We start from the raw sequence: 12,347 nt of genomic DNA, 5'->3' as shown, positions 1-12,347 counted from the left end.
GTATGTTCTTAAAATATTGCGGCTTTCAAACACAAGATGACATTAAATACGCAGCCGATCAACAAATAGATGCCATAGGATTTATTCATTATCCTAAAAGTAAAAGGCATCAATCTATCGATGAAATCGAAATACTTAGTAATTTAGTGCCAGACACTATTTATAGAGTGGCAGTTGTAGTAAATCCCGCTGACGATATTATAAATCAATTGCTGAGCAGAACGAATATTAATGCAATCCAGTTTCATGGTGATGAAGATAGGGTGATGCTGCGATGGTGTAAAAATAAATACCCTGATGTCAAAATCATCAAAGCATTGCCTGCTGATGATGCTATATCAGAGCGTATACAGTATTATAAAAAAGATACAGATTTATTTATTATCGACACGCCTTCGATTCATTACGGTGGTACGGGACAATCATTTGATTGGCGGATTTTAGAAGAAATAAAAGATGTTCCGTATTTAGTTGCTGGCGGTATGACAAAGAAGAAAATCCAAGAATTTGAAGCATTGCATTTGAATGCTACAGGTTATGATATTGCAAGCGGAATCGAAACAGATGGAACTAAAGATCCGGTGAAAATGAAAGAAATCTCAGAATATATAAAAGGAGAGAAACAAATATGACAAAAGACACAAAACAACCCATTCAAACAGAAGTTGATGAATTAGGATTTTTCGGAGAATACGGTGGACGTTATGTTCCTGAAACGTTAATGCCAGCTATTCAAGAATTAAGACAAGCTTATGAAGAAGCTAAAGATGATCCAGCATTCCAAGAAGAATTAGCAGGTTACTTAAAAGACTATGTAGGACGTGCTACTCCGCTTACTTATGCTGATTCATACACAAAACAACTTGGCGGCGCTAAAATTTATTTAAAACGTGAAGATCTGAACCATACAGGTGCACATAAAATCAATAATGCGTTAGGACAAGCATTACTTGCTAAACGAATGGGCAAAAAGAAATTAGTTGCTGAAACTGGTGCCGGGCAACATGGAGTTGCGAGTGCTACAGTAGCTGCATTATTTGATATGGAACTTGTTGTATTTATGGGAGAAGAAGATATTCAACGACAAGCATTGAATGTTTTCAGAATGGAATTATTAGGCGCAAAAGTAGTATCAGTCACTGATGGTCAAGGTACGTTATCAGATGCTGTAAACAAGGCGCTGCAATATTGGGTCAGTCATGTTGAAGACACTCACTATTTATTAGGATCAGCATTAGGACCAGATCCATTCCCAACTATGGTGCGTGATTTCCAAAGTGTTATCGGCAGTGAAATCAAAGAACAATTACAAGAAAAAGAAGGGCGTTTACCAGATGCGGTTGTAGCATGTGTAGGCGGCGGTTCTAATTCAATCGGTACATTCTATCCATTTGTTGAAGATGAAAGTGTTAAATTATACGGCGTAGAAGCAGCAGGTGATGGTGAAGATACAGACAAGCATGCACTTGCCATCGGTAAAGGTTCTGTAGGTGTATTGCATGGTACTAAGATGTATCTTTTACAAAATGAAGAAGGACAAATTGGTCTTGCACATTCTATCTCTGCAGGATTAGATTATCCTGGTATCGGACCTGAACATAGCTATTACAGTGATATCGGCCGTGCTGAATATCCAAATGCTTCTGATGATGAAGCGATGGAAGCATTAGTACGCTTCACAAAAGCAGAAGGTATCATCCCAGCTATTGAAAGTGCACACGCATTAAGTTATGTAGAAAAATTAGCGCCGACGATGGATAAAGATGAAATTATCGTTGTAACAGTTTCTGGGCGTGGAGATAAAGATATGGATACTATCAGAAAATATATGAAAGAAAGAGGTGCTGATAATGAGTAAATTATTCATTCCTTATATCATGGGCAACAAAGATTTTATTTCTAATTTGAAAGTATTAAGTGAAGAAGGGGCAGATATTGTAGAAATCGGCTTGCCATTCTCTGATCCGGTTGCTGATGGCCCTACTATTATGGAAGCAGGGAATAAAGCAATTGAAGAAGGTATGAATGCACACAAGATTTTACAAGAGTTAAAAGCACATAAAGAAGAATTAAAAGATACGAAATATGTACTGATGACATATTATAATATCATTTTGCACTATGGTGAAGAACAATTCATCAAAGATTGTGAAGCAGCAGGTGTGTATGGTTTAATCATTCCTGACCTGCCATTTGAATTAGGAGAACAATTGAAAGAACGTTTTAAAGAAAGCAGTGTTAAAATCATTTCATTGATTGCAATGACCGCTTCTGATGACCGTATTCAAAAGATTGCACAACATGCAGACGGCTTCATCTATACCGTTACAATGAATGCAACAACTGGAGAAAATGGTCAATTCCATCCAGAACTGCAAAGCAAAATTGAATATATTCAAGAAAATGCCGATGTACCTGTAGTAGCTGGATTTGGAATCAGAAATCCAGAACAAGTATCAACATTATCTGAATTTACAGATGGTATCGTCATCGGCAGTGAAATTGTAAAACGTTTTGCAAATGACAGCGAAACTTCAATTCGTCAATATTTACAAAGCATTCGTCGTGCATTAGATGAAACGAAAGCAGCAGCAAATTCATAAAATATTTGATTTTAGAGACTGGAAAAGAAATATATTCCAGTCTCTCTTTTTTAGGAGTTATCATAAGCAACATACCCTGGCTGCATGTTATGATAAAAGAACAAGGAAAATATGAAGTGTTAAACAAACATTAAAAATAACAAAAATTAATATTGCAGCGTTGCACTGAATACATAAAAATTCATTCCATATTTTGAATGGTTTCAATTTTAGTTTTTTATACGGGTATTGTATAATGGTTAAGATTGAAATTTATACTTGCAAATGATAAATGAAATAGAGAATACGAATTAGGAGTTATTAAAATATGAAGTTTACCAATTTAACTACAGCTGAATTCGGAGCATTTACAGATCAAATGCCATACAGCCATTTTACACAAATGGTTGGTAATTATGAGTTGAAAGTTGCTGAAGGAACTGAGACACACCTTGTAGGCGTGAAAGATAACAATGACAACGTTATTGCAGCATGTTTACTCACAGCTGTACCAGTGATGAAATTCTTTAAATATTTCTACTCAAATAGAGGACCTGTTATTGATTACGAAAATAAAGAACTGGTTCACTATTTCTTTAGAGAATTAAAAGCTTACGTTAAGCAATATAATGCATTATATATGCGTGTTGATCCATATTTACCTTACCAATACCGTAATCATGATGGTGAAATTACTGGTAATGCAGGTAATGATTGGATTTTTGATAAAATGGAAGAGTTAGGCTATCATCATGAAGGATTTACAACAGGTTTTGACCCAATTATCCAAATTCGTTTTCATTCAGTTTTAGACTTAAAAGATAAATCGCCACAAGATGTATTGAAAGGCATGGATAGTCTACGTAAACGAAATACGAAAAAAGTAAAACGTAATGGCGTTAAAGTCCGCTTCTTGGGCGAAGAAGATATGGATATTTTCCGTGGATTCATGGAAGATACAGCAGAAGCTAAAGATTTTGATGACCGTGAAGATGCCTTTTATTATCATAGATTAAAACATTATAAAGATCGTGTACTAGTACCGATGGCTTATATTGATTTCGATGAATACTTGAAAGAATTGGGAACTGAGCAAGATAATTTAGAAAAAGAAATTAATAAAGCTGTTAAAGACCTTAACAAAAATCCAGATAATCAAAAAGCGGCTAAAAAGAAAGAAAATCTAGAAAAACAATTAGAAGCACATCATCAAAAAGTCGCAGAAGCCAGAGACTTACAGCAAAAACATGGTAATGAACTTCCGATTTCAGCTGGGTTCTTTATTATTAATCCATTTGAAGTTGTGTATTATGCTGGCGGTACTGCAAATGAATTCCGTCATTTTGCAGGCAGTTATGCGGTACAATGGGAAATGATCAATTATGCAATTGAGCACGGTATCGATCGTTACAATTTCTATGGAATCAGCGGTCATTTCACAGATGATGCAGAAGATGCTGGTGTAGTTAAATTTAAAAAAGGTTTTAACGCAGATGTGATTGAGTATGTTGGAGACTTTATTGCACCTATCAATAAACCAATGTATAAACTCTATACAACTTTGAAAAAAATCAAAGATAGATAAACATAAGGTAGAAGGGAAATAAATCAATGAAATTTACAGAGTTGACAGTTAAAGAATACGACAATTTTGTTCAAAATCCATCACTCGAAAGCCACTATTTCCAAACTAAAGAGAATATAGGGACGCGTGAAGCTGACGGTTTTGAAGTGGTGTTATTAGGGATTAAGGATGATGACAACCAAGTAATCGCAGCAAGTTTATTCTCTAAAATTCCGACTATGGGAAGTTATGTTTATTATTCAAATCGTGGACCGGTCATGGATTATAGTGATTTAGGTTTAGTAGAATTTTATTTGCGTGAGTTAGAAAAATACTTGCGCCAACACCAATGCCTATATGTGAAGATGGATCCGTATTGGATTTATCAAATCTATGACAAAGATGTTAATCCTTTCCCAAGCCGACAACAAAATGATGCGATTGTAAACTTATTTAAAGCGCATGGTTATCAACACCATGGTTTTACAACACAATATGATACATCAAGCCAAGTGCGTTGGATGGGTGTATTGGACTTAAAAGATCAAACACCTGCATCTATTAAAAAGAAATTTGATAGCCAACGTAAACGTAATATCAATAAAGCTATTAATCATGGAGTTAAAGTGAAATTCCTTGGTCCAGACGAGTTAGTTCGTTTCTTCAAATTGTATCGTGAAACAGAAGAACGCGCAGGATTCGTATCAAAAACAGATGACTATTTCAAAAACTTTATTGAACATTACGGTGATAAAGTTTTAGTACCTTTAGCTTATATTGATTTAGATGAATACATCAAAACATTGCAAGAAGGGCTTAACGATAAAGAAAGCCGACGCGACCAAATGATGTCAAAAGAAAATAAATCAGATAAACAATTGAAGAAAATATCTGAACTTGATAAACAAATTGATCATGACCAAAAAGAAATGCTTAAAGCAAGCGAATTACGCCAAACTGATGGTGCTATACTTGATTTAGCAGCAGGTGTTTACTTCACAAATGCTTATGAAGTTAACTATTTCTCAGGCGGATCTTCTGAAAAATACAATCAATATATGGGTCCTTATATGATGCATTGGTATATGATTAACTATTGTTTCGAACACGGGTATGAAAGATATAACTTCTATGGCTTATCAGGCGACTTCACTGAAAACAGTGAAGACTATGGCGTTTATCGATTTAAACGAGGATTTAATGTACAAATAGAAGAGTTAATCGGGGATTTCTATAAACCGATCCAAAAAGTAAAATATTGGATATTCACAACATTAGATAAAGTTAGAAAGAAAATCAAAAAGTAACTCAAGCTACTGAAACCAAGGAAGATGCAGTAATGTCATGCGAAAGTAATCGGATATCATTGCAAACCTATGAAATGGAGTAGGGAAGAAAGAACATAAAAAGATGCTTTTAAGGAAGTCCTTAAAAGCATCTTTTCTATATCATCAAGATTAATGTGCAAATGCATCGAAGATATAGTTTATACCGATAAGTAAGAACATTACACTTACGAAGAAAGCAACTGCTAAAGCACCTAATAAAGGATTGAATAATAAGATGATACCAGCGATAACACCGATGATATTAATTAAAACTGAGAAGAAATGGTACCATTTACTTGTGCGTTCTTCAGGTGTAACAACAAAAATACCGAGTACAGAACTGAATATAAACCAGAATGCAAATACATAAATAACAAATGTAGATCCGGCATTTGGGAATATGATAAGCAAGATACCGAAAATAATATTAAGAATACCTAATAAAATTGTCCAACCACCAGATATTCCAACAAAAGCTTTTGTTAATCTTCTGAAAAAGATTTCCATAATACCGTTAGCAATAAAGAAAATACCAATGAGCCAAGTAATCGCAAAAATATTTTGAATTGGGAAACTAACCGCTAAAATTGCGACAATGACGAATAAAATCCCAATAATGATACTCGACCATCTTATGTTTTTAGTTGACATAAATATTAACACCTCATTATAAAAGTATATATTCAAGAAATACCCTTTAAGTGAAGTAATATGTAAAAGTAAAGTAAAAAATATAAAAAAATGTGTCTTAATAGTGAATAAAGTACATGTTTTATTGATAGGCTTAAGTGTAACAGCAAAGCTTAACCATAAGAATAATAGCAAGTATGCTCAAATTATTGACTGATTCTTGATTATTATCAATAATTGAGTAACTTTGATATAAATGTTAATTAAAAAGTTGCAGATAACAACATTTAAGAACAGAATAAATATAACTATATCTATGTTATGTAAACTAAAATAGATATATATTTTAGTTTAGTTCTGTGGTTTAGGGTTTTGAAATATTGATTATTACCTATGATTAGCTATATTGCAGCAATGATCGAACTGATATTGAATCTATTGCAATTAGAAAAATGGAACTTCAAAATACGCTTTTGATAATAAAACGTTCCAATATACGTATTATTGATATATGAGTAAATATAACGTATTGATTGATGTATTAAATCAATCACAATAATTCATTATTATAGGTATGTAGATTCAGCTTAAATACAATGTAAACAGATATGTATCAAGATTGTGGTACGATTTAGGATGCTGAGAGAACGTCTGAGTTGCATTGAGAAATGCTTGAGATGGATATTTGTACGTTGACGTTACAATTAGAATTGCATGATGAGACACAAAAATGAATCTCAATAAAGTGTGTTATGAAACTTCATTTAAAATCATAGATCTAACAAGTTATTAATGAAAACAAGCTGAGCTACTGGTGAAATTATAAAAGAAGCTCCGAGAAATTAATTCGTATGTAACACAGTAGATTGAAGTTAAAGCATAAAGTATAAACATAAAAATCAGCGCTAAAAATGAAATATAGATTGTATTAGTAAAAACAGCAGAAAGACAGATATATAGGACAATGATTTTCCTTTTTCTTATTTTAGTTTACATAATATATATTATAGGAAGTTATATATAGAACGGAAGAGAGTGCTTTGCTTAACCCTATTTATACTTATATGTCTTATTTTGTTATGTTATTGAACTTGCTTCGTTTGTCTATATGTTAACGAGTTCTAATTCTAGTCGTTTATGTGTTTGTAATTATATAGTCATTAGGTTTACGTTTCGACTATATCGATATGTAATCGTAATTACACTAATATATAGCAGCTAAAGTAAGTCATATGAAACTATGTATAAGGATACTTATACATATAGGGATTTGAATAACTGAGTTAATGATATAGATACTATATGGACATACCTTAAAATCTTATTTAGTTTACATAATCTAAAATACACTATTAAAAACACACCAGATGTTTATATCCGGTGTGTTTGCTGTATTATTCTTGATAGACATCTATTAATGATTTGGTATAATCATCACGTTCTGCACTGAATATATCTTTTGCTTTAAAATCATCTACAATTGTGCCGTGATTTAATACAATCATACGATCAACAATTTGATAGAGTACTGCAATATCATGCGAAATGATAATCATCGTGGATTTTTGTTCTTTATGAATATTCTTTAATATATCGATTAATTTACGTTCAGCAATTACATCTAAACTTGCTGTTATTTCATCACAAATTAAGATATCCGGCTGCAACATCACTGTTCTGAGTACATTAAAGCGTTGTAATTGACCACCACTAACTTGATCTGGATATCTGTTTAATAAAGTTGTATCTAAATCTAATTTTTTCATGAGCGGCAACACAATTTGATCAAAAGAATATTCAGCATTCGCGTAGTACTTCAATGGTTCTTCAATTGCAGTTCTTAGTTGTTGTCTAGGATTAAAGCTTTGAGTTGCTTGCTGGAAAATGGGTAGAATACGTTCTGTATCACTTTCTATTACACCTTGAACTGGATGTAATTCACCTAATATTAAATCCATTAGCGTACTCTTTCCAGAGCCGCTCTCCCCTATAACTCCAACTAACTCCCCCGCCGATATAGTTAGATTAATATGGGTTAATACTTCTTGATCAGGATAAGAAAATGCTACATTTTTAAGTTTAAGCATCATCATCTTCCTTTCTGATCAATTGACTGCGGGCGTTAAATAATTTTTTGGTATATGGATTTATTGATGCGTTATTAAAGTAATCTAATGACCCATGTTCAATGGTTTTACCGTCATTTATAACGTGAATGTTATCAGCGTATTTTAAGACATGTGAAAGATTATGTGTAATAAGAAGCAGCGTTGTGTCATGTTCTTTTGCAATATGTTGTATCAGTTCCATAATTCGATTGCCATTAATTACATCTAAAGCAGCGACAGGTTCATCAGCTATTATCAGTTCAGGTTCCAACATTAAGACACTTGCGATATACACTCTTTCTAATTGTCCTCCTGACAACATAAAACGATATTTCCCTAATATTTCTTCGCTGTCTAAATTAACCCATCCGAGTGCCCTTTCGATTTGTTTAAGTGCTTCACCTTTGGATGCATCACGATGTGTACGATATATCGCTATTAATTGTTTTTTTAATTTAGTATGATCGTTAAAACTGCTAGCATAGTTTTGAGAAATATAGCCGATTTTGCTGCCTAGTAAATGTCTTACATTTTGTACTGGCTGCCCTTGGTACAAATAACTGTCGAAGGTCACAGTCAAATCGGTTGGATATTGTTGTACGAGTGCACTTACAGTTAAACTTTTACCTGATCCACTTTCACCGATTAACACATTGACTTTATTTTTTAAAATATCGATATTTAAATCTTTGATAAGAGACGCTCCATCTCTATCTGTAATGTTTAAATTATGCAATTGTAAGAGATATTCAGTCATATAAATCCCTCTTTTCAGATAATCTGTCACGTAATGCATCACCAGCTAAATTGAATAATAAAATTGTTAATGCAATCATGAATGCAGGCGCAATGAGCATAATTGGGTGTTGTGTAAGAAAGTCTCTGCCTGCTGAAAGCATTGCACCCCATTCTGGAGAAGGCGGCTGTGCGCCTAATCCCAAGAATGATAGAGACGAAATATATAATATAATTTTACCAACATCAACAATCATTAAAACGATTAATGATGGAATGACTTGCGGTAAAAGATGTTTGAAAATAATGATATGTGTTGGAGTGTGAAATAAACGCGCGAGTTGAATGTAATGTTTACTCATTTCAGTATTTACAATAGCACGCGTTACTCTTGTATATGTCATCCAATTAAGTATGGTGATTGCAATCACTAAATTCCATATACTTGGTTTGAAGAAACTGGCGAAGGCAATCATCAGTACAAACTCTGGAATACCAAGACCGATATCAATTACACGCATGATAATTGTATCGAGGATACCTTTTTTATACCCTGCAATCAGTCCTAATGGTACACCGATGATTACAATCATCAAGAGTGTCATAATGGCAATGGCTAAAGTATAACGTGCACCTATCATAATACGCGCATATAAATCTCTCCCATAATCATCTGTGCCTAACCAATGATGAAGACTCGGATTTTGTAATGCCTCATCTAAATGAACTGTAAGCGCTTTGTCAGTAGATGTAGTGAATTGCAAAATGATTAAGAGCAGTATATAAATGATAAATAAATAGAAAATAAAGTTTTTCCACTTGAATTTCATCGTTGTTTCACCTGCCCTTTACGAGAATTACGTAATCGCGCTTTCTTTTTCAGATGAATATAACGTTGTTTCGGATCTAAAAAGAGCACTATAATATCAGCGATTGCATTAGAAACAACAACAAAGCAGCCGATCATCAAAACGGCGCCTTGTACAACAGGATAATCTCTAGAGCGAATACTTTCTACTAAGAAATAACCGATACCAGGTATATCAAATAAATTTTCAATGACAACAGTACTGCCGATTAACCCGCCCACTGACATTCCTAATATGGATATAACAGGTATTAAAGCAGGCTTGAAAATATCTGCAAAAAGGATATAACGCTCTGACATACCTCGTGATCTAGAAGCAGCAACTTCTTTGCTTTGATATAAATCAATCAAAGTTGAACGCATTAAGCGCACATGATATGCACATAATCCGATACTTAAAGCAATGACAGGCATAATATAACCAGCAGCTGAATCAATGCCTGAAGAAGGCATTACATGCAACTTTTGAGAAAATAGATAGATTAAAATAATATCTAAGAAAAATGAAGGAATACTGACAAAAGCAGACGTTAATATTCTTATCAAACGATCTATCCAAGTATGATAATAAACAGCAGCCAATGTGCCTAAACTAACAGAAATCAATAATGTAAGTATTAACGTAAACCCTGCGATGATTAAAGTTGGCGGTGTAAAGTAAAACAATTCAGATATTACAGGTTCGCCTGTTTGAATACTTGTACCGAAATCTAAATGCAGAATATGCGTGAACCATTCCCACCATTGAAATAATATAGGTTGATTCAACCCTAATTTATCCCTGACAGCATCTATTTTATCTTGAGAAACATTGGCAACATCGATATGAAGTAATTTATTTACTGGATCCCCAGGCGAAAGTTTCATCAGGATGAAAGTAATGGTAGAAAGGACAAATAATACAATGATCATTTGCCCTAATCTAGAAAGTATTTGTTTAATTATCATTTTTCTTTATCTACCTTGTAATCAATCAAGTAAATGCCTTCAGGTGTAACTTTGAAGTTTTTAACATCTTTATTGATGGCATCAATTTGATCGTTATACGTAATATAACTATTTGGTACATCTTTCTTAGATACCTTTAAAATTTCGTTTGTGAGTTCATGACGTTTGTTTTTATCAACTGTGTGGTTCAATTCATTAATGAGTTGATCAACTTTCTTATTATGATAATCTCCTTTATTAACAGCACCCTCTTTTTTATAAGCCATATTAAAGAAGTAACCTGTATCACCGCGTGGGATGGTGCCGAAGCTATACATTGAAGCATCCCAGTCTTTTTTATTTTTCAAGAATCCTTCGATATCATCAACGTTTTGTATTTTAATATTGATATTTGCTTTTTTAGCATCGGATTGAATAACTTGGGCAATTTTTGTTAACTCAGGTCGGCCAGAATATGAAGAGACATTTATAGTAAGTGGATGTTTTTTAGAATAACCCGCTTTTTCCATCAAAGCTTTTGCTTCTTTCAAGTTTTGTTTATGTACCTTTTTGTCTTGAATAAAGTCTAATTTTGTATTGAATGGACCCGTAGCTGGTTTTGCGTAATTATTAGCAATTTTAGAAGTGATTTGTTCACGGTTAATTACATTATCTAGCGCTTCTCTCACTTCTTTAGTCATTTTTGGACTTGTATGATTATAAAGAAGTAATGAAGTTCTGAACCCAGATGTTGCTTTTAATTCTGCATTTTTAGATGATTTAACAGATTTAATTTTATCAACAGGTACATTAGTTGTGATATCTGTTTTCCCAGATAGAACATGATCTGTACGAGAACTGCCATCTTCATTAAATGTAACAGCCAGATGTTCTAACTTTGGTTTGCCCTGCCAGTAATCTTTGTTTTGATTTAAATCTATTTTTTGTGAACGTTTAAAATCTTTGATAGCATAAGGCCCTGTTCCTACAGGTGTCTTTTTCACATCTGATTTGGCTTTTGTATCATATATTGCAGTGAATGGACTCGCTAATTCTGATACTAATTCTGGAAAAGCTCCGTTTGTTTTAATAGTAACTTCTTGTCCTGAAGATTTGATAGATTGAATAGGTAAAGTGGCTTTCAGCAAGTCACTCTCTTTTAATCCTTTTTCTAAACTGTCTTTTACAGCTTGGCCTGTTAATTTATGCCCATTTTGGAATTTGATATTATTTTTGAGTGTAAGTTTTAAAGTATCGTCAGAAGGTTGTTCATAGGATTTAACGAGATATGGTTGGATTTTTCCATCAGATGAGGTTTTAAAAAGTGTTTCAGCAGCACCGATAGAAACGGGTACATCTGTATCATAAGGTGCTAATGTATTCGTTTTTAAAGGGAGTTCTATATTCAGGTTATCGGCTTGATTATGATTTTCCTCACTTTTACTGCAACCAGTAAGAATTAAAACACCTGCAGCTGTGGAGCAAATAAGTTTTTTCAATGTAATCATCCTTTCATCTCTTCATAACACTATGCTTTAATATTATAATACTAATCAATATTATTTGAAAGAAAATAATAAATTATAATTTCAAAAGAGTATACTT

The 12,347-nt window shown here is 33.2% G+C and carries 11 protein-coding genes; 5 read left to right on the top strand and 6 right to left on the bottom strand.

Annotated features, from left to right (window positions below; genetic code table 11):
- Nucleotides 1–2 precede the first annotated feature (2 nt).
- The 5 genes from A4G25_RS02395 (at nt 3) to A4G25_RS02375 (ending at nt 5,453) form a co-directional block, all read left to right on the top strand.
- Nucleotides 3–632 (top strand): phosphoribosylanthranilate isomerase, encoded by a 630-nt coding sequence (locus tag A4G25_RS02395; RefSeq protein ID WP_047131134.1) that lies wholly within the window; start codon nt 3–5, stop codon nt 630–632.
- Nucleotides 629–1,858 carry a tryptophan synthase subunit beta gene (gene trpB, locus A4G25_RS02390; RefSeq protein ID WP_047131133.1) on the top strand — a complete coding sequence of 410 codons (1,230 nt, stop codon included), beginning with the start codon at nt 629–631 and terminating at the stop codon, nt 1,856–1,858. The genes A4G25_RS02395 and trpB overlap by 4 nt, the downstream gene beginning before the upstream one ends.
- On the top strand, nt 1,851–2,603 hold the full coding sequence (trpA, locus tag A4G25_RS02385) for a tryptophan synthase subunit alpha (protein ID WP_047131132.1): 753 nt from the start codon (nt 1,851–1,853) through the stop codon (nt 2,601–2,603). Before trpB ends, trpA begins: the two co-directional genes overlap by 8 nt.
- A 307-nt stretch (nt 2,604–2,910) precedes the next feature.
- The gene (locus A4G25_RS02380; RefSeq protein WP_047131131.1) at nt 2,911–4,167 is read left to right on the top strand and encodes an aminoacyltransferase; all 1,257 of its coding nucleotides are present in this window, start codon (nt 2,911–2,913) and stop codon (nt 4,165–4,167) included.
- A gap of 26 nt (nt 4,168–4,193) precedes the next feature.
- Complete coding sequence (locus A4G25_RS02375; protein ID WP_047131130.1) at nt 4,194–5,453, top strand: aminoacyltransferase; 1,260 nt, start codon at nt 4,194–4,196, stop codon at nt 5,451–5,453.
- A gap of 150 nt (nt 5,454–5,603) precedes the next feature.
- Here the strand turns inward: A4G25_RS02375 and A4G25_RS02370 are convergent, their stop codons facing one another.
- The 6 genes from A4G25_RS02370 to nikA form a co-directional block, all read right to left on the bottom strand.
- Nucleotides 5,604–6,125: an HdeD family acid-resistance protein gene (locus A4G25_RS02370; RefSeq protein ID WP_047131129.1), complete on the bottom strand. Its 522-nt coding sequence runs from the start codon at nt 6,123–6,125 to the stop codon at nt 5,604–5,606.
- Nucleotides 6,126–7,498: 1,373 nt separating this feature from the next.
- The gene (locus A4G25_RS02365; RefSeq protein WP_047131128.1) at nt 7,499–8,191 is read right to left on the bottom strand and encodes an ABC transporter ATP-binding protein; all 693 of its coding nucleotides are present in this window, start codon (nt 8,189–8,191) and stop codon (nt 7,499–7,501) included.
- The gene (locus A4G25_RS02360; RefSeq protein ID WP_047131127.1) at nt 8,184–8,969 is read right to left on the bottom strand and encodes an ATP-binding cassette domain-containing protein; all 786 of its coding nucleotides are present in this window, start codon (nt 8,967–8,969) and stop codon (nt 8,184–8,186) included. Before A4G25_RS02360 ends, A4G25_RS02365 begins: the two co-directional genes overlap by 8 nt.
- A complete protein-coding gene (nikC, locus tag A4G25_RS02355; RefSeq protein ID WP_047131126.1) occupies nt 8,962–9,777 on the bottom strand; it encodes a nickel transporter permease in 816 nt (271 codons plus the stop codon). Before nikC ends, A4G25_RS02360 begins: the two co-directional genes overlap by 8 nt.
- Nucleotides 9,774–10,760 carry a nickel ABC transporter permease gene (gene nikB, locus A4G25_RS02350; RefSeq protein WP_174531727.1) on the bottom strand — a complete coding sequence of 329 codons (987 nt, stop codon included), beginning with the start codon at nt 10,758–10,760 and terminating at the stop codon, nt 9,774–9,776. The genes nikC and nikB overlap by 4 nt, the downstream gene beginning before the upstream one ends.
- A complete protein-coding gene (gene nikA, locus A4G25_RS02345; RefSeq protein ID WP_371093613.1) occupies nt 10,760–12,250 on the bottom strand; it encodes a nickel ABC transporter substrate-binding protein in 1,491 nt (496 codons plus the stop codon). Before nikA ends, nikB begins: the two co-directional genes overlap by 1 nt.
- Nucleotides 12,251–12,347: the final 97 nt, after the last annotated feature.

The organism is Staphylococcus condimenti (assembly GCF_001618885.1).
GTDB lineage: Bacteria > Bacillota > Bacilli > Staphylococcales > Staphylococcaceae > Staphylococcus > Staphylococcus condimenti.
This window is presented reverse-complemented; position numbering and strand designations above follow the sequence as displayed.